Here is an 18760-nt window from a genome sequence, read left to right on the forward strand (position 1 = left end):
CGGGGTTAGCCGGTGCCGTCGTCTGAGTGGCGGCCGCGCTCGTCGGAGACCGGATGCTCGACCAGGGCGAGCACCCGGTTGGACATGAAGCGGGCCGTGCGCACCGTGGTGCCCGTGCGGGTCACCTCACTGACCTCCACCACGCCCCGCCGGTTGCCAATCTCCACGCGGCGGCCGGCGCGGGTCGCGGCCACCTCGTAGGTCCTGGTGGACGCGCCGCCGACGTCGACCACGATCTCGACCCAGTCGCCCTTCATCGCGAACCCTTCCGATATCCGAACGGATGTTCGATATATACCCGGGAACACCTTCGGGCAACCCCGCGCGGGCGCAGGTCAGCCCCACAGCAGCTGGACGATCGCGGCCAGCCCCACGGCCACGATCACCCCGCGCAGCACCAGCGGCGGGATCCTGCGCGCGAGCGTCGCGCCGAGCAGTCCCCCGACCGTCGAGCCGACCGCGATCAGCAGCACCGCCCACCAGCTGATATCGGTCTCGCCGAGCAGCCACATCGTGATGAACAGCAGCGCGGCCGTGCCGTTGACGACCGACACCATCGCGTTCTTGAGGCCGTTCAGCCGCTGCAGGTCGTCGTCCAGCCCGATCCCGAGCGACGCGATCAGCACGATTCCCTGCGCCGCGCCGAAGTAACCGCCGTACGCGCCGGTTCCGAGCACCCCCAGCCACAGCCAGGGGCCGCCGTCCCGCCCGTGCCGCTCCCGCCCGTGCCGGCGTTGCCGCATCCACGCCTGCAGCCTGGGCTGGACGACCACCAGCACCAGCGCGATCATGATCAGCCCGGGCACGATGACGGCGAACGCCTCGGCGGGCAGCGTCAGCAGCAGCAGTCCGCCCCCCACCGCGCCGATCAGCGAGGCGCTGCCGAGGCGCACCAGCCGGCCGCGCTGCCCCCGCAGCTCCTTGCGGTACCCGTACGCGCCGCTGACATTGCCCGTCACCAGGCCGAGGTTGTTGGACACGTTCGCCACGACCGGCGGGTATCCGAGCGCGAGGAGGGTCGGGAACGTGATCAGCGAGCCGGAGCCCACGATCGCGTTGATCCCGCCGGCGGCGATCCCGGCGGCGAGCACCGCGACCGCGTCAAGGACGTCCAAGCCTCACCTGCTCAGGTACCGGAAATGCGCGAGTGCCCCACGATGGTAGAGAGCCGGACAGACCAGCCCGGGAGCCGGGGTACCTGGAACGGTCCCGCCCCGCGACAGGCACGGCGACAGGCACGGCGGGAGGCACGGCGGGCCGCTCAGCGGGGAGCGGCGCGGGCGTACCAGCGGCCGTTCTGGCGGTCCACGGCGAGCGAGAGGCCGAAGGTGTCCGACAGGTGCTCGGAGGTGAACACCTCGTCCACCTTCCCCTGAGCGACGATCTCGCCGCCGCGCAGCAGCAGCGCGTGGGTGAAGCCCTCGGGGACCTCCTCCACATGGTGCGTGACGATCGCCATCGTGGGCGCGGCCGGGTCGTCGGCGAGGGCGGCCAGCCGGGCCACGAGGTCCTCGCGTCCGCCGAGGTCGAGGCCCGCGGCGGGCTCGTCCAGCAGCAGCAGCTCGGGGTCGGGCATCAGCGCGCGGGCGATCTGGACGCGCTTGCGCTCACCCTCGGACAGCGTGCTGTACGTGCGCCGGATGAGGTCGGCGCAGCCGAGCGCGTCCAGCAGCGCGACCGCGCGGCTCACGTCGGTCGTGTCGTACTCCTCCTGCCAGCGCCCCAGGATCGCGTACGAGGCGGTCAGCACCAGGTCGACGACCCGCTCGCCGACCGGGATCTTCTCCGCGACCGAGGAGCTGGCCAGGCCGATGCGGGGACGCAGCTCGAACACGTCGGTGCGGCCCAGTTCCTCCTCCAGGATCTCGACCGTGCCCTCGGTCGGATGCAGCATCGCGGCGGCGATCTGGAGCAGGGTGGTCTTCCCGGCCCCGTTCGGGCCCACGATGACCCACCGCTCGCCCTCGCTCACCGTCCACGTGACATCGCGCAGCAGGGTCGCCCCGTCGCGCCTGACCCCGACTCCGCGGAGTTGAAGTACTTCGCCGGCCATCGCGCGCCTTCGTCCCCAATCCCGGTGGTCCCTGATCCTCAGAAGAGAACCTATGCGATCCGGGGCGGCCGCCGCCTCCCCGCTCGGCACCGGAAACGTCGGTCCCGGGATGCACCCTGGACGCGAGAGGTTGGTTACGTCCGGTGGCATCGGCCATCCGAACGCTTATGGTGGTTCGCATGCCCGTTCGGGAGTGTTGGGAAAGCGAATGAGCAAGACAGTATGAGCACGGCCGTCGCGACGGCGCTGGTCGCCTGGGGCAACGCCTGGCTGACCGGGCACATCGGTCTCGACGAGGCGGTGGACGCGGTCGAGAAGAACGCGGGCCCGCAGATCCTCGGCGGCGAGCCCGCCGAGGTGACGCTGCGTCGCGGGCTCGGCGACCTGCGCGTCGGCGGGATGACGGCACTGCGGCTGGCCCTGCCCGAACCGGGCGACCCGCTCGGGCTCACCGGCCCGCCCGGCCTCAACAGCGCGGCGATCGAGGCGGGCGCCGCCGTCGTCGCCGTGCTCGGCGACCGGGCGATCGGCCTCCTGCCCGCCGAGGACCGGCGCGGATCGTCGTACGTCGGCATCCGCTGGACGACCCACGACGCGTCGCCGGGGCCGCCGGACGTCCCGTCCCTCGCGGAGGCGGACCGGCAGCTCACCCTCGCGATGCGGGACGCCACCGAGGCGCTGCTGACCGTGGACGACTTCGCCGGCGTGCCACCGGAGATCGCCGACGCGCTGGCCGACATGCGCGACCCGGACCGCGGCGGCCATCCGCTCGCCCCCGGCTACCCGGCCCGCGCCCACCGCCTCGCCGCGCTCGCCGGCCGGCTCTCCCTCGTCGTGGAACTCGCCCGGCAGATGGACGACCGCGGCCTGGGCGCCGACCAGATGCGGCGCCGCGGTGAGGCCCTCCGGCTGCTGGACCGGGCCGTCCGGCGGGCCCTCGTGGCCGCCTGCAACAGCGCGTTCGATCACGTCCCGTGAACGGAAACGGGGCGCCCCCCGGAAGGGACGCCCCGCTCACGAGCCGATGATCAGTTGCGCACCACGAGGGTGTTGCAGACCTTGTCGGCGAACGTCTGCTTGCGGTCGTCCCACAGCGGCCAGAGGAAGCCGAGGTAGCACACGGCGCCGTCGAGGACGTGGGCGATCTTGCGGACGAAGGCCATGCCGAAACCGATCGGCTGGCCGGTCTGCGCGCTGACGAGACGGATGCCCATCTGCCGCTTGCCGATCGACTGGCCGGTGGTGCCCTCCTGGTAGCAGATCCAGAGGAAGGCGGCGAGGTAGACGGCGAACCCGATCAGCATGAACAGCGCGCCGATGACGGCGGCACCGCCACCCGAGCTCGACAGCAGGCTGCCGATCAGGTACAGCACGAAGAACGGCGCGCCGATGACCAGGTAGTCGATGATGTAGCCACCGGCACGCGAGCCCCATTCGGCCAACTGGCCGCCGGAGCCGTAGTGGTGGTGGTGGACCTCCTGCTGGCCGTACCCGGGCTGTGCCGGGGGCGCCGCAGGCGCACCGTAGCCGGGCTGGGCGGGAGGCTGCTGGCCGTACCCGGGTTGCGCCGCGGGCTGGCCGTAGCCCGGCTGCGCCGGGGGCTGACCGTAGCCCGGCTGCGCGGGGGGCTGCTGGCCGTAGCCCGGCTGCGCCGGGGGCTGACCGTAGCCGGGCTGGGCTGGGGGCTGCTGGCCGTACCCGGGCTGTTGCTGCCCGTAGCCCGGCTGCTGACCGTACGGGTCGTAGGGGTTACCCACACTTGCTCCTTATAGATTGACCCTGTGGTTATGTGACGCCCGCCGGACCCGGTGGGCTCCGCAAGTCTGACCGACGATCGACCGCGGCTCAAACGCGCAGAACACCGAACCGGACGAGCTGCCACAACTCCGACCCCACGAGGGCGGTGCCGAGCATCCAGGCACGGGTCTTCGGCTGGAGTGCCCACCACCGTCCTCCCAGCCCCAGTGGTGCGACCGCCACGGCGATCGCGCCGGTGAGGACCATCGGATTCGCGAGCACGGCCTGGGCGGGACGACCCGAGCCGAACTCGATGAAAACGGTGGTCCCCCCGCACAGGGGACACGGGATTCCGGTGAGCGCCCGAAGGGGACAGAGCACGCCGGGGTCGTTGACACGGTGGATCCATGACGCGCCGACGGCCGCGACGGCCATCGCCGCAACACGCAGCACCACACCCAGGGGTCCGTGCCGTGCTGCGGTGAGGGTCCGGCTGACGAGCCCGCCGAGTACACCGTCCGGTGCACAGGTGGCCGCCGCCCCGGGCGCTTCCCCCACGAATCCTCCGCCTCGATGACTAAAGCTGAGTGTCCCGTATACCGGGTGCACCCTGAGGCGGGTCAAGCCCTGGCAACGATCTGCGATCGGACCGTTACGCAGCGCTCGGCGACACCACCTCTCGGCAAGAGTAGGACAAATCGCCACCGGCGTGAGCACTCTTTTACCCGACGAGTTCCATGAATCGTCTGGAAATCCGCCACCCGGTCCACCACAGCGGGGGCGGACGGCGCCCATGAGGTTGGACGGTTCCAATGGGGAGCGTGGCGAAGAACACGCGACCCAGGACACCGGAAGCCTCCGAACGAGGGCGCCACGCAGGTGACCAGGTCACGCGCGGGAGCCGGGCCGCCCGCGAAGCGAACCGAACATGTGAGCAAGCCAGGCGTGGTTCGGAGCGAGGCGGGGGGCGGGTGAGCGGGGTGAGTTTGTAGTGGGCGCGCTGAGGTCGGGGGGCGCGTGGAGGCGCGAGGCGGGTGAAGGTGGGCGGTGTGCAGGCATGCGGGGGTGGTCTGTCGGGCTGCCGGGCCGGGGGACCTGGTCAGGCCTGGGCCGCGGCGCCGACGACCATCGTGGACTCGGCGCCGGTGACGTGCTCGGACTCGACGACGTCGGCGACGACCGCGGTGATGTTGTCGGGGCCGCCGTTGTCGCGGGCCATCTCGATCAGCCGGTCGACCGCCCGCTGCGGGTCGGCCTCCGCGGACAGCACCTCGTAGATCTTCTGCGCGTCGACCGGGCCGCTCAGCCCGTCCGAGCACAGCAGATAGCGGTCGCCGAGCTGGGCCTCGCGCAGCCGCAGATCGGGCTCGCGGTCCTCGCGTCCGTCCAGCACCCGGTACAGCACGTGCGACAGCCGCGACGTCTCGGCCGGGTCGGCGGTCTGGCCCGCCTGCTCGGCCTCCGCCTTGAGCAGCTCGTCCATCGTGTGGTCCTGGGTCATCTGATAGAGCTCGCCGTCGCGCAGCATGTAGCCGCGCGAGTCTCCGACGTGCGCCAGCGCCACGGAGTCGCCGGACCAGAGCATGGCGGTGAGCGTGGTGCCCATCCGGCTCAGGTCGGGGCGTTCCTCCCGGACGATCCGCAATTTCTCGTTGGCCTCGGCCACCGCGCGGCCCAGCATGTCAACAAGATCGTCTTTGCGGGCATCGGTGTCCAGGGAGCGCAGTGAGCCGATCACGGTGGAACTCGCGACCTCACCGCCCGCGTAGCCGCCCATGCCGTCCGCGACCGCGATCAACTGCGCACCGGCGTAGCCCGAGTCCTCGTTGTTCTCTCGGTTGCACCCGATGTCGCTGCCTGCTGCGTATCTGATTGCTACGTTCATACCAATTTCGATGACGATCCTGTCAGAGGAGTTGTATCAGCCGCGGGCGGTGGCTTCCCCGGTTTCCCCGGGGACGCCGGACGAACCGACGCCGTGCCGGACGGCGTACAGCGCCGCCTGCGTCCGATCGTGGACTCCCAGTTTCATGAGCAGATTACTGACGTGCGTCTTGACCGTCTTCTCGGACACCACGAGCGCGCGGGCGATCTCCCGGTTGGACCTGCCCCGCGCAATGTGCACGAGCACCTCCCGTTCCCGTTCGGTCAGCGCGGCCAGGCCGCGGTCGTTCCCTCCGGCGGCACGGGCCGCCGACCCGTCCGCCAGCATCGCCTCCGCCGCGTCGGGCGCGAACAGCACATGCCCGTCGTGGACCGCCCGGATGGCCTGGACGAGCGCCTGCGGATCGACGTCCTTGTACAGATACCCGGCCGCACCCGCCTGGACTGCCGGCAGCACGTGCCCGCGCTCGGTGACGCTGGTCAGGACCAGCACCCTTGCCGGCACCCCACGAGCCCGCAGCTCCGTCAGCGCGGCCAGACCGTCGGCGCCCGGCATCTTGAGGTCCAGGAGCACGATATCGGGCTCCAGCGATTCGGCCAGTGTCACGGCCGACGCGCCGTCCCCGGCCTCGCCGACGACCTCGATGTCGTCCTGGATGCCGAGGAAGGTGCGCAGTCCCTGCCGGACGACCGGATGGTCGTCGGCGATCAGGACCTTGATCGTCCCGCCGCGCGGCCTCGCGCCGTCCGCGGTCACAGCGGCACCTCCAGCCGGACGGTCGTGCCCCGCCCCGGCGCGGCGTCGATCGTGAGGCCACCGCCGATCGAGTACGCCCGGTCCCGCATGGATTCGAGCCCCAGCCCGCCCTGCGGCTCGGCCGAGTCGGACGCGTCGAAGCCCGAGCCGTCATCGGCGACCTCCAGCACGGCGCGTCCGTCCTCCGTGGCCAGACGGACCTCCACCGTCCGCGCCCCGGCGTGTCGCAGCGCGTTGTAGAGGGCCTCCTGGGTGATGCGGAAGGCGACGGCCTCATGCTCCTCCGGCAGGACGACCGTCTCGTCGGCGGCGATGCGCACGGTCGTCTCGTGGGCCCGGTCGAGGACCTCGACGTGCTTGCGCAGCGAGGAGACCAGCCCGTCCGCGAGGTCCGCCGGACGCAGCTCGAAGATCACGGCGCGGAGCTCGGCGAGGGCCTCGGCGGCCAGCCGCTCGACCTGCTCCAGCTCCTTGACGGTGCGGGCGGGGTCGCGTTCGGCCAGCGCCGACGCGGTGCGGGCGGTGAGGCGCAGCGAGAAGAGCTTCTGGGCGACGGCGTCGTGCAGTTCGCGGGCCATGCGGTTGCGTTCGGCGACGACCGTCAGCTCACGGTTGTGCTCGTGCAGCCGGGCGTTCGAGATGGCGATCGCGGCGTGCGCGGCGAACAGGGTGAGGAGGTCTTCGTCGCCCTCGGTGAACCCGCCGGGGCGCTGCTTGTTGGCCAGGAAGACGATGCCGAGGATGTCCTCGCCGTCCCGGATCGGCACGCCCAGGAAGTCCTTCAGGATGGGGTGCGCGACCGGCCAGCCCTCGAACTCCGGCTCTTTTCGGATGTCGGTGAGCCGCTTCGGCGTGTCACCGTGCAGCATGGCGGCGAGCATGCCGTGCTGGCGGGGAAGCGGGCCGATCCGCTCCCACTCCTCCTCCGAGATGCCCTCGACGACGAACTCGGCGAACGAGCCCTCGTCGTCAGGCACGCCGAGCGCCGCGTACCGGGCGTCCAGGAGCTGGGCCGCCGCCCGGACGATCACCTGGAGCACCTCGTGGACGGACAGGTGCCGGGTCACCGCGAGCACGGCGGAACTCACGGCGTGCAGGGTCGCGCCCTGGTCGCCGCGGCAGCCGTCCTCGGTCTCCATCCCGGCCTCTCGTCGCCCTCGGCTGAGCGCCTTCCGGCACTCACATGTGAAGACCGTACTCGGTGCCCGGGTCTTCTCGCTCTCCCCATGTCGCGGGACCCCGCACACGGGGCGCCACACCCGGAACACCGGCCCCGGCGAGGGCGTCTCCGGCCGTACCGGCGGGGCATCCCGGACGCTGGTCCTAGGACCATCTGACCACCCGCAGCGGGACCTGTCGGCCGATGCCATGAGCGGCGCCGATTCCTAGCGTCGAAGGCATGAAGACAGCACTGATCACCGGGGCGTCCCGCGGACTCGGCCGGGCGCTCGCCCGTGAACTCGCCCGGGACGGCTGGCACCTCGTCATCGACGCGCGCGACGCGGACGCGCTCTCGGCCGCCGTCCAGGAGATCGGGGGAAGCGTCACGGCCGTCGCCGGGGACGTCGCCGATCCCGCGCACCGCGCCGACCTCGTCCGGGCGGTGGACGGCGGGCTCGACCTCCTCGTCAACAACGCGAGCACCCTCGGCCCGACGCCGATGCCGCGGCTCGCCGACCTGCCCGTCGCCGATCTGGCGGCCACGTTCGCGACGAACGTCCTGGCGCCGCTGGCGCTGATCCAGGACGCCCTGCCGAGCCTCCGTGAACGGCGCGGCGCGATCCTCAACATCACGTCGGACGCGGCCGTGGAGAACTACGAGACGTGGGGCGGCTACGGGACGTCCAAGGCGGCCCTGGAGCAGCTGTCGAACGTCCTGGCGGCCGAGGAGCCCGACGTGGCCGTGTGGTGGGCGGATCCGGGCGAGATGAACACCGCCATGCTGCGCGACGCGGGCGAGGACGCCGCCTCCGCGCCGCCGCCCGAGGACGCGGCCGCCGCGTTCCGCCGTCTCGTGACCGGCCGGCCGGCCAGCGGCCGGTACCGGGCCGCCGACCTGGCCGGTCCACGATGACCACCGTGCTCGAACCCGAGCATCTGGCCTCGCCGCCCGATCCCGGGACGAAACCGCGGGAGGCCGGGTTCCGGGGCGCGACGCTGGGGATCGTCCTGGTCGTCACGCTGCTGGCGTTCGAGTCCATGGCCGTCGGCACGGTCATGCCGGTGGTCGCCGGCGACCTGAACGGCCTGTCGCTGTACGCGTGGGGCTTCAGCGCCACCCTGATCACGAGCCTGCTGTCGACCGTCCTGGCGGGCGGCTGGATCGACCGGTCCGGCCCCGTGCGGCCGTTCATGATCGGCCTCGGGACGTTCGTCGCCGGGCTGGTGATCGCGGGTGCCGCCCCGTCCATGTGGCTGTTCGTCGCCGGGCGCGCGGTGCAGGGCCTCGGCTCGGGCGTCGCGATGGTCGCGATGTACGTCGTGATCGCCCGCGTCTACCCGGAGGACCTCCGTGCCCGCGTGTTCGGGATCCTCGCCGCGGCGTGGGTGCTGCCGTCGCTGATCGGCCCCGCCGTCGGCGGCGTCATCGCCGAGCACGCCGGGTGGCGGTGGGTGTTCCTCGGACTGATCCCGCTGGTGATCCCGCCGACGCTGATGCTCGTCCCGGCGCTGCGCGGCATCAAGGCCGTGGACGCCGTCCCCAACGCGGGCAAAGGCCGCTACCTGGCCGCGATCGCGGTGTCGGCGGGCGCCGGGATCCTCCTGTACGGACTGGACGCCCCCGGCTGGACGATGGCGGCGGCCTCCGTCGCGGGACTCGCGGGCCTGGCGTACGGGCTGCCGAAACTCCTGCCCGCCGGGACGCTGCGGCTCCGCCGCGGACTGCCGAGCGTCATCCTCGTCCGGGGCCTGCTGTCCGGCGCGTTCTTCGGCGCGAACGTGTTCATCCCCCTGGCGCTGACCCGCCTGCACGACTTCAGCGCCGCGCAGGCGGGGATCGTCCTCACGGTCGGCGCGCTCGGCTGGTCGGCGTCGGCCCAGATCCAGGCCAGGTCCAAGCGCCCCCGCGCGTTCTTCGCCCGCCTCGGCGCCGTGCTCGTCACCGCCGGCATCATCCTCACCGCCATCGCGCTCCAGCTCTCCGGCTGGCTCGCCGTCCCCGCGTGGATCATCGGCGGCGCCGGAATGGGCTTCGCGATCAGCAGCCTCTCCGTCCTGCTCCTCGACCTGTCCCCCGAGGACGAGCAGGGCGTCAACTCGTCCTCGCTTCAGATCAGCGACACCCTCGGCTCCTCCCTCGTGGTCGGCGTCGCGGGCGCGCTGGTCGCCGGCTTCGGCGGCGCACGGCTCGACACGGGCCTGGCCGTCGCCGGGGCACTGTTCGCCGCGATCGCCGCCCTCGGCGTGATCGCCGCACTCCGGCTGGAGGTCCGCACATGACCGTCGACTTCACACTTCCCCCGTCCCTGGAAGCCCACGAGCCACCCGAAGAGCGGCGCTCGGGAGCACGCGGCCGGACCCGCGACGGCGTCCGGCTCCTCGTCTCACGCCGCGCCACCGGGGAAATCTCCCACCACGAGTTCCGCGACCTGCCCGCACTGCTCGACCCGGGCGACCTGCTCGTCGTCAACACCTCGTCCACACTGCCGGCCGCGGTCCGCCTCGACCGGATCAGCGTCCACTTCTCCACGCCGGTGCCCGGCGGCGGCGACCGGCTGTGGATCGTCGAACTGCGCCGCCTCACCGGCAAGACCAGCAGCCCCTACTCGGGCGGCTCCCCCGGCGAATGGATCCCGCTGCCCGGCGGCGCGACCCTCACCCTGATCGGACGGCACACAAGCGGTTCCGGAGGGCCTGGAGGGTCGTCCCCCCGCGGGGTGTCGGATCGTCTCTGGCAGGCCCGGCTCAGCACCGACGTTGTCCCGTACCTGCGGCGCCACGGCACACCGATCCGGTACGGGTACGTCCGCCGCGACTGGCCTGCCGCCGCGTACCAGACCGTGTTCGCCCACGACCGGACGACCGGCAGCGCCGAAATGCCGAGCGCCGCCCGCCCCTTCACCACCGACCTGGTGACCCGGCTCGTCTCACGCGGCGTCCTCATCGCCCCCATCACCCTGCACACGGGCGTCGCGTCCCCCGAAGCCCACGAACCCCCGTACGCCGAACGCTACGAGGTCCCCGAACCGACGGCCGCGCTCGTCGGGCACGTCCGTTCCCGCGGCCACCGGGTGATCGCCGTCGGCACCACCGCCGTCCGCGCCCTGGAAACGTCCGTGGACGCCTCCGGGCACGTCCGGGCATCCCAAGGGTGGACCGAACACATCGTGACCCCGGAGCGCGGCGTACAGGCCGTCGACGGCCTCCTCACCGGCCTGCACGAGCCCAAGTCGTCCCACCTGATGATGCTCACCGCCATAGCGGGACCCGACCTGATCGCCTCCACCTACGAGGCCGCCCTGGCCGAACGCTACCTCTGGCACGAGTTCGGAGACGTCAATCTCCTCCTGCCCTACTAGCCCGCCGTCTTGCATGCTGGACCTGGCGCACGTTCGCCACGTCACGGCCGGTACCGTTGTGAACAGTTATGGACGGGTCAGCACAGCGCACGCTGCTCATCACACTCACCGGACGCGACCGCCCCGGCGTGACGTCGCGTCTCTTCCGGACACTCGCGGAGTTCCCCCTCCTCGTCGCCGACGTCGAACAGGTCGTGATCCGCGGGCGGCTCGTCCTCGGCGTCCTGCTCGCCTACAGCGAAGGCGCCGACATCGGCCGGGTGTGGAACGCCGCCGAACGCGTCGCCAACGACCTCGACATGGAGATCGAGCTGTCCACGGGCCGCAACAAGCGGATGCCGAAGCGCAGCGGCCGCCTCCACGTCACCGTCCTCGGCGCCCCGCTCAAGCCCGCCGCCATGGCCGGCATGGCCGGGAGGATCTCCGCGCACGGCGCCAACATCGACCGCATCGAGCGGCTCGCGCAGAACCCCGTCACCTGCATCGAGATGGACGTCTCCGGCGCCGACCCCGACGCCCTCCGCGCCGCCCTCACCGCCGAGGCCGCCGAACAGGAAGTGGACGTCGCCGTCCAGCAGAGCGGCCTGCACCGCCGCGCCAAACGGCTGATCGTCATGGACGTCGACTCCACCCTCATCCAGGGCGAGGTCATCGAACTGCTCGCCGAACACGCCGGCTGCCTCGACGAGGTCGCCAAGGTCACCGAGGCCGCCATGCGCGGCGAACTCGACTTCGAAGGCTCCCTCCGCGAACGGGTCGCGCTCCTGGCCGGGCTCGACGCGTCCGCCGTCGACGATGTCCGCGACAAGCTCCGCCTCGCCGCCGGCGCCCGCACCATGGTCCGCACCCTGAAGCGCCTCGACTACAAGTTCGCGATCGTCAGCGGCGGCTTCACCCAGGTCACCGACGGCCTAGTCGACGACCTCGGCATCGACTACTCCGCCGCCAACACCCTGGAGATCGAGAACGGCAAGATCACCGGCCGGATCTCCGGTCCGGTCATCGACCGCGCCGGCAAGGCCGTCGCCCTCGAACGCTTCGCCAAGGAAGCCGGCATCCCGATCAGCCAGACGGTCGCCATCGGCGACGGCGCCAACGACCTCGACATGCTCCAGGCCGCCGGCCTCGGCATCGCCTACAACGCCAAACCCGTCGTCCGCGAGGCCGCCGACACCGCCGTCAACGTCCCCTACCTGGACACGATCGTCTTCCTCCTGGGCATCTCCCGCGAAGAAGTGGAAGCCGCCGACGCCGCCGACGAGCGTTAGATCCGGCGGCCCGGGCGAGGGCCGATCCTCTCGCAAGTGTCACGGTTCACGATCTTCCGGCCGCCGGGAGCCCTTGACGACGCCGGCTGCGGCCAGCCGGGGCACGCCCGCTGTTCGGCGGAGGAAGCGCCTCCCCGGCGCACGACCGCAAGCCCGCTCTCGACGCCTCCCCTGCTCGCCGGAATGCTCGGCGAGCAGGCGGCGTCCCAGGGACGACCCGGGGTGACCTGGGTGACTTGGGATGAACGATGAGCTGGGATGAACATCGTCGCACCGGGCGTTCGGCCTTAGTGGACGATCACCTGGGTACAGGTGAGACGGCGGGGTTGCGAGCCGCCCGAGGTGTCGAGGAAGAGGCGGACGACCGGTGCTGCAGCGGGCGCGGGGGGCCTACGCCCGGATCGGGGGACAGGCCGCCCCGATGTACGGGGTGGTGGCCGCCATCGCGATGGCGGTGCCGCTGTTCGCCGGGGCGGTGACCGGGCACGGCGCGCAGGGGTCGATGATCGCGCTCGGCGCGTATCTGGTCGCGTTGCGGGCGCCGGAAGGGCCGTACGGGGCGCGGGCCCGGGATCTCGCGGTCGGCGTGCTCGTGGTGGCGGTCGGGTCGGCGGTCGGCGGGCTGCTGAGCGAGACCGCGTGGCTGCCCGTCTTCGTGGTGCCGCCGCTGATCGCGCTGGGCGTCGCCGTCCCGCGGATCGGGGCGACGGCGGGGCTGGCGGTGCTGCTCAGCGCGGTCCGGCCGCCGACCGACGTCATCCTCATCGGGATACTGGAGCTGATAGGCGGGCTGCTCTTCGCCGGTCTGCTGCTGGCGCCGTGGCCCGCGCGGCGCCTGCGTCCGCTGCGGGCTGCGCTGAGCGAGACGGCGGACGCGGTCGCGGAGGCGCTGGACGCCGTCGCGCAGGACGTCGGGGCACCCGACGGCAGCCCGCTCGACGACGTCGACCTGACGAACCCCGACCTGATGGCCGTCACCCGCATCCCCGACTGGGAGGCCAAACGGCGGGCGGCGTCCGAGGCGCTGACCGCGGCCCGCGCCACCTACGCGCTGTACCGGTCCGGGCGCGGGCGGACCGAGCCCACCAGGCCCGAACGGCTCATCGAGGCGCTGGGACGTGTCCTGCACGAGACGGTGACGCTCCAGGCCGTCCTGGAGGCCGCGAAGAACTATCCGCCGGACCGCGAGTGGCGGGAGGAGACGCAGACGGCGATCTCGGCGCTCGCGGCGCGGCTGCGGCTGCTGTCCGGCGCGGTCGCGAGCGCGGGCGAGGCGCCGCTCGGCCAGGAGGAGTCCGCCGCCGTCCGGCGGATGGGGCGGGCCGCCGAACACATCAGGCGCGCGGGTCTCGCCGGGGACGAGGACCTCGTCGCGGTCGCGCTGATCGGGCAGGTGCGCCTGTCCGTCGACCGCATCACCGGCGAGGTCGCCTCCGCCCGCCGCCTCGTCGCGGGCGGCCTCCGGTTCGGGCTCGGCCCGCCCCGGATGCCCGAGTTCGACCCGGCACCGGTCTGGGAGCGGCTCCGCCGCGCCGTCCGGACCCGCTCACCGATGTTCCGGCAGGTGTCGCGCGTCTTCGTGACGGCCCTGGTGACGATGGCGCTGGCCGCCGCGCTGGACCTCGGGTACGGGCACTGGATGACGATCACCGCGATGCTGAGCCTGCGCGCCACCTACGGCGAAACCGTCGAACGGCTCGTCCAGCGCGTCGGCGGCACCGCGGCCGGGTCGGCCGTCGCGGCCGTCATCCTGACGCTCGCGCCCGGGCCGCCGACCGTCGCGGGGATCGTCTTCTGCTTCGCGGTGGCGGGGTTCGCGATGCGCGCGGTGAACTTCGCCTACTGGGCCCTGTTCGGGACGCCGCTCGCGATGCTGCTGCTGGACTTCTCCACACCCGCCGACTGGGTCACCGCCGGCCAGCGGATCGTGCTGACGTTCGGCGGGACGGTCATCGCGTATCTCGCCGTCCGGCTGCTGTGGCCCGCCGGGCACCTGGAACGCCTGCCCGTGCTCCTCGGCCGGCTCCTCGACCGGCACGCCGGCCTCGTGCGGGCTGCGGCGGACGTCCTCGCCGGGGAACGCGTCCGGCTGCCGCACGACACGATCGTCGCCGCGGAACGGTCCGCGGAGGCCGTCGCCGGCACCCGGACGCGGCTCGGCCACGAACGGGTGCCCGACACCGAGCTGATCGCCGGACTGGAGACCGCGGTGGACGCCGCGCACCGCACCCGCGACCACCTGATCACGGTCGCCAAGCTGTCCCGCGAGGAGGCCGTCGACACGGGGCCGATCCCCGAGATCCTCGACCGCCTCGCCGACCAGCTGGAGGAGACCGCTGAACTGCTGGAGGAACCGGAGGCACGCGACCCGAAGGCCGCCACGCCGACCGAGGAGCTGAGCGAGCAACTCGCCGACCTCGACGCCCACCTGTCCAAGCTCACCCGGCGGCGCCGCGCCGAGATCACGTCGGGTGTCGGCCGGGACGAGTTCACCCCGCTCCGGCACGCCCTGCTCCAGGTGTCCGGTACCCGCCACACGATCCGGATGCTGCGCGAGGACGCCGCGACGGTCATCGAGTCGTCGCTGAACGCCACCGAGCCGCGTCCCTGACGTCAGTCCTTCGGGGTGTGGGTGGCGCGGAGCGTACCGGCGCCGGGACGGACGTCCGTCCACGCGCCCGGCAGCTCGATCACGGCGAACGCGCACGTCGGGAACCTGTCCGGGGCGCTTCCGGTCAGGTCGTGGACGAGCTGGTGCACGGACGGGTTGTGCCCCACCAGAAGCAGCCGCCCGACATCGTCCGGAGTCTGGGCCACCAGCGTGAGGAGCCCGTCCGGGTCGTTGTCGTAGATCCCGGACTCGAAGCTCACCTCTGCGTCGACGTCCAGCAGGGCGAGCGTCTCCCGTGTCCGCGCCGACGTGGAACACAACACCAGCTCCGGGACGAGGTCGTTCGCGCGCAGCCACTCACCGGCCGCCGCGGCGTCCCGCCGGCCACGGTCGTTGAGAGTCCGGTCGATATCGGCGATCCCCAGCCCCGCGACGGCCTTGGCGTGCCGGAGCACGATGCATGTTGGCATTTCCCTCCTCCTTCAGCCCAGCGGCCTCCATCGTCGGGCAAATGCGGTGCGATCGCCGCATCGCTCCGACTCGCCTTGCGGCTCGCTGCGTGATCAGGTCCTCGCTCCGCTCGAATCCGCCTTCGGTCGCGATCGCGACGGTTTCGGCCGTTGCGCGGTTGCGGCGGCGCCTGAGGTCGGCGTGTTCGCGTCGACTGCCTCAGCACGTGCCATACCGACCCATTGCAGACCACCGGTCGGCGGGAGTTACGGGGCGACCATGGCCGCCAGGGCCCAGAGCACCAGCAGGACGCCGAGCATCCCGCCGAGCACGATGGCGAAGCCCTTGGCTCCCGACATCGTCGACTTGCCGCCGCTCGCCACAGCGCCTCCCGCTTTCAGTTCACTCCGGCACGTACAGCGTATGACCGGCCCCGGGCGGACGTGACAGGACCCCGGGCACGCAGAGGGGCCGGCGGCTCGTCGCCGCCGGCCCCTCTGCGTCGACCATCAGGTCCGCCCGAACGGTCAGCCGTTCTTGGCGGACGACTCCTCGTTGCCGGACTCGGCCGTGGCGCCGCCCGAGTCGGCGCCGACAGCCGCCTCCTCCGGGGAGCCCTCCTCGACGGCGCCGCCCTCGGCCTCGCCGCCTTCCGTGGCGGCCGGGCCGGGTGCGCCGCCCTCGACGGCCGGCTCGGCGATCGGGTCGGCGCGCCGCTTGGAGATCACGATGGCGGCCACCACGACCGCGACGGACAGCACGGTCACCACGACGCGCAGCAGGGTGTTGCCCGCGTACGTGACGACCGCGTCCGCGATCAGCAGCGCGACGAGGTTCATCACCTTGATCAGCGGGTTGATCGAGGGACCGGCGGTGTCCTTGAACGGGTCGCCGACCGTGTCACCGATGATCGTGGCCTCGTGCGCGGGGCTGCCCTTGCCGCCGAGTTGGCCCTCCTCGACGAGCTTCTTGGCGTTGTCCCAGGCGCCGCCGGAGTTGGCGAGGAACACCGCCATCAGCACGCCCGCCGCGATCGCGCCGCCCAGGTAGGCGCCCAGCGGCGCGTACCCGAGCGCGAAGCCGACCGCGATCGGAGTCATGATCGCCAGCAGTCCGGGGGTGGCGAGCTCGCGCTGCGCGTCCCGGGTGCAGATGTCCACGACCCGGTCGTAGTCGGGCTTCTCGGTGTAGTCCATGATCCCGGGCTTGGTGCGGAACTGCTCCCGCACCTCGACCACGACCCGCCCGGCCGCCCGGCCGACCGCCATGATGGCCAGACCGGAGAACATGAACACCACGGACGCGCCGATGATCAGCCCGATCAGCACGTTCGGGTTGTCGATCGACAGGCTGAACACACCGAACCCGCCGAGCGCGTCCTTGGCTTCGTCGGACGCGTCGTTCAACGCCGAGATCACCGTCGTCCGGAACGAGCCGAACAGCGCCGTCGCGGCGAGCACCGCCGTCGCGATCGCGATGCCCTTGGTGATCGCCTTGGTGGTGTTGCCGACCGCGTCCAGCCGTTCGAGGACGGCCGCGGCCTCGCCCTGGACGTCCCCGGACATCTCGGCGATGCCCTGGGCGTTGTCGGAGACGGGACCGAACGTGTCCATCGACACGATCACGCCGACGGTGGTCAGCAGGCCGGTACCGGCCATCGCCACCGCGAACAGCGCGACGGTGGTGTTGCCGAAGCCGAGCAGGAACGCCCCGTACACGGCGCTCGCGATCACGAGCGCGGTGTAGACGGCCGACTCCAGGCCGAGCGAGATGCCGGACAGGATGACGGTCGCGGGCCCGGTGCGGGCGCTGTTGGTGACCTCCTGGACCGGCTTGCGGTTCGTCTCCGTGAAGTAGCCGGTGAGCAGCTGGATCGCGCTGGCCAGCACGATGCCGATGAGGACCGCGCCGAGCGCCACCCAGCGCGGGTTGGCGTCCAGGTTCTGGATCGCCGTGTCGGTGACCCCGGTGAGTTCCGCGAACGACGACGGCAGGTACGTGAACGCGGCGATCGCGACGAGGATCGCCGAGATCGCCGCCGAGATGAAGAAGCCCCGGTTGATCGCCGTCATCCCGGACCGGTCACCGGCCCGGGGCGCCACCGCGAAGATGCCGATCACCGCGGTGATCACGCCGATCATCGGCACGATCAGCGGGAACACCAGTCCCTCGGTGCCGAACGCCGCGGTGCCCAGGATCAGCGCCGCGACGAGCATCACCGCGTACGACTCGAACAGGTCGGCGGCCATGCCGGCGCAGTCGCCGACGTTGTCGCCCACGTTGTCGGCGATGGTCGCCGCGTTGCGGGGGTCGTCCTCGGGGATCCCCTGCTCGACCTTGCCGACCAGGTCGGCGCCCACGTCGGCGGCCTTGGTGAAGATGCCGCCGCCGACCCTCATGAACATGGCGAGCAGCGCGGCACCGAAGCCGAAGCCCTCCAGGACCTTCGGCGCGTCGCCCTTGTAGGCCAGCACGACGACCGCCGCACCGAACAGGCCGAGCCCGACGGTGAACATGCCGGCGACGCCGCCGGTGCGGAAGGCGATGCGCATCGCCGTCTTCTCGCCGCCGTCCTCACGGGCGGCCGCCGCGACCCGGACGTTGCCCCGGACCGCCAGCCACATGCCGACGAACCCGGTGACGGCCGAGAACAGCGCACCGATGATGAAGAAGACCGATCGTCCGATGCGTTCCCCGGTCGAGTCGGCGGGTAGCAACAGCAGTACGAGCGGGATCAGGACCACGAAGACCGCGACCGTTCGGAACTGGCGTTTCAGGTAGGCGCTCGCTCCTACCTGAACGGCCCGCGCGATCTCTTGCATCTTGTCGGTGCCCTGGCCCGCGGCCAGGACATCACGTACGAGACCCGCGGCGACGGCCAGTGCCAGCAGTGCGACCACAGCGACGACGACGACCAATGAGAGGTCGCCGCCGCCGAGATCCACGTCTGCGCTGGCCGGGCTTGACAGGGAAAGCCCAGACATCCGTCCTCCTCGACAGGGGTGTTGCGATCTCGACCGTCTAAAGACGATCTTTACCGCGTACCCCGCGAGTCATGATTTCGAACGCCCTCGCACGGCAACGCGGGTGCCGGGAGTCTACGCACGCGTAGGTCGAATGTTAAGGCCGAAGGGCCCTGGAAGCGGATGTCGCCAAAATGCAATGGACGGTACGCCGGAATTTCCCCCATAAGCCCGGACAGGCGGCATTGTCCCAGGTCAGCCTGGGTTAGCTCACTATTACCTCGCGGCCACCTTGACATGCGCAGCACGTCAAAGGCGCATCGGCGAGGCCACCGGCGTCGGCATTTAAGCTAGCCATTAACACGGAATATGTCCAGACCCAAATCGACCCAGACCGAGATCATCCCCAAGAGAATCTCACACCCAAAACCCCACCGGCCCCACCAGTCCCAATCCGGACACCCCCCAACCTCCAGCGGTCGACCACCAACCCGCAGCGAGACACGCCCCTCCCCCA

General features: G+C 71.7%; 16 protein-coding genes. 6 read left to right on the plus strand and 10 right to left on the minus strand.

All coding sequences use genetic code 11. The annotated features are described in order from the left end of the window. Positions 1 to 5 precede the first annotated feature (5 nt). From ACTWPP_RS05870 to ACTWPP_RS05880, 3 genes are all read right to left on the minus strand, one after another. Positions 6 to 257: a hypothetical protein gene (locus ACTWPP_RS05870; protein WP_443103051.1), complete on the minus strand. Its 252-nt coding sequence runs from the start codon at positions 255 to 257 to the stop codon at positions 6 to 8. Positions 258 to 335: 78 nt separating this feature from the next. Further along, on the minus strand, positions 336 to 1115 hold the full coding sequence (locus ACTWPP_RS05875) for a sulfite exporter TauE/SafE family protein (RefSeq protein WP_443103052.1): 780 nt from the start codon (positions 1113 to 1115) through the stop codon (positions 336 to 338). Positions 1116 to 1261: 146 nt separating this feature from the next. After that, a complete protein-coding gene (locus tag ACTWPP_RS05880) occupies positions 1262 to 2053 on the minus strand; it encodes an ABC transporter ATP-binding protein (protein WP_443103053.1) in 792 nt (263 codons plus the stop codon). 222 nt (positions 2054 to 2275) lie between these two features. Here ACTWPP_RS05880 and ACTWPP_RS05885 point away from each other — a divergent pair, with 222 nt between their 5' ends. Then, positions 2276 to 3031 carry a hypothetical protein gene (locus ACTWPP_RS05885; protein WP_443103054.1) on the plus strand — a complete coding sequence of 252 codons (756 nt, stop codon included), beginning with the start codon at positions 2276 to 2278 and terminating at the stop codon, positions 3029 to 3031. A gap of 50 nt (positions 3032 to 3081) precedes the next feature. Here ACTWPP_RS05885 and ACTWPP_RS05890 read toward each other — a convergent pair whose 3' ends face one another. From ACTWPP_RS05890 to ACTWPP_RS05910, 5 genes are all read right to left on the minus strand, one after another. Then, a complete protein-coding gene (locus ACTWPP_RS05890) occupies positions 3082 to 3810 on the minus strand; it encodes an RDD family protein (RefSeq protein ID WP_443103055.1) in 729 nt (242 codons plus the stop codon). An 88-nt stretch (positions 3811 to 3898) separates the two neighbouring features. Beyond that, the gene (locus ACTWPP_RS05895; protein ID WP_443103056.1) at positions 3899 to 4348 is read right to left on the minus strand and encodes a DUF2752 domain-containing protein; all 450 of its coding nucleotides are present in this window, start codon (positions 4346 to 4348) and stop codon (positions 3899 to 3901) included. 541 nt (positions 4349 to 4889) lie between these two features. Beyond that, on the minus strand, positions 4890 to 5675 hold the full coding sequence (locus ACTWPP_RS05900; RefSeq protein WP_443103057.1) for a PP2C family protein-serine/threonine phosphatase: 786 nt from the start codon (positions 5673 to 5675) through the stop codon (positions 4890 to 4892). A gap of 36 nt (positions 5676 to 5711) precedes the next feature. Next, positions 5712 to 6431: a response regulator gene (locus tag ACTWPP_RS05905; protein ID WP_443103058.1), complete on the minus strand. Its 720-nt coding sequence runs from the start codon at positions 6429 to 6431 to the stop codon at positions 5712 to 5714. After that, entirely contained in the window at positions 6428 to 7570 is a 1143-nt protein-coding gene (locus ACTWPP_RS05910) for a GAF domain-containing sensor histidine kinase (protein ID WP_443103059.1), read from the minus strand. The genes ACTWPP_RS05905 and ACTWPP_RS05910 overlap by 4 nt, the downstream gene beginning before the upstream one ends. A gap of 260 nt (positions 7571 to 7830) precedes the next feature. On the opposite strand from ACTWPP_RS05910, the gene ACTWPP_RS05915 reads away from it, so the two are divergent. From ACTWPP_RS05915 to ACTWPP_RS05935, 5 genes are all read left to right on the plus strand, one after another. Then, entirely contained in the window at positions 7831 to 8505 is a 675-nt protein-coding gene (locus ACTWPP_RS05915) for an SDR family NAD(P)-dependent oxidoreductase (RefSeq protein WP_443103060.1), read from the plus strand. Further along, positions 8502 to 9872 (plus strand): MFS transporter, encoded by a 1371-nt coding sequence (locus tag ACTWPP_RS05920; RefSeq protein WP_443103061.1) that lies wholly within the window; start codon positions 8502 to 8504, stop codon positions 9870 to 9872. Before ACTWPP_RS05915 ends, ACTWPP_RS05920 begins: the two co-directional genes overlap by 4 nt. Next, the gene (locus ACTWPP_RS05925) at positions 9869 to 10951 is read left to right on the plus strand and encodes an S-adenosylmethionine:tRNA ribosyltransferase-isomerase (protein WP_443103062.1); all 1083 of its coding nucleotides are present in this window, start codon (positions 9869 to 9871) and stop codon (positions 10949 to 10951) included. Before ACTWPP_RS05920 ends, ACTWPP_RS05925 begins: the two co-directional genes overlap by 4 nt. A 68-nt stretch (positions 10952 to 11019) precedes the next feature. Beyond that, complete coding sequence (gene serB / locus ACTWPP_RS05930) at positions 11020 to 12219, plus strand: phosphoserine phosphatase SerB (protein WP_443103063.1); 1200 nt, start codon at positions 11020 to 11022, stop codon at positions 12217 to 12219. Positions 12220 to 12586: 367 nt separating this feature from the next. Beyond that, positions 12587 to 14830 (plus strand): FUSC family protein, encoded by a 2244-nt coding sequence (locus ACTWPP_RS05935; protein ID WP_443103064.1) that lies wholly within the window; start codon positions 12587 to 12589, stop codon positions 14828 to 14830. A 2-nt stretch (positions 14831 to 14832) separates the two neighbouring features. On the opposite strand, the gene ACTWPP_RS05940 is transcribed toward ACTWPP_RS05935, so the two are convergent. Next, positions 14833 to 15300: a SixA phosphatase family protein gene (locus ACTWPP_RS05940; protein WP_443103065.1), complete on the minus strand. Its 468-nt coding sequence runs from the start codon at positions 15298 to 15300 to the stop codon at positions 14833 to 14835. Positions 15301 to 15807: 507 nt separating this feature from the next. Beyond that, positions 15808 to 18264, minus strand: coding sequence for a sodium-translocating pyrophosphatase (locus ACTWPP_RS05945; RefSeq protein ID WP_443103066.1), 2457 nt, complete (start codon positions 18262 to 18264; stop codon positions 15808 to 15810). Positions 18265 to 18760 lie beyond the last annotated feature (496 nt).

The sequence above is a fragment of the Actinomadura sp. 3N407 genome, from assembly GCF_052245875.1.
Lineage (GTDB): Bacteria > Actinomycetota > Actinomycetes > Streptosporangiales > Streptosporangiaceae > Spirillospora.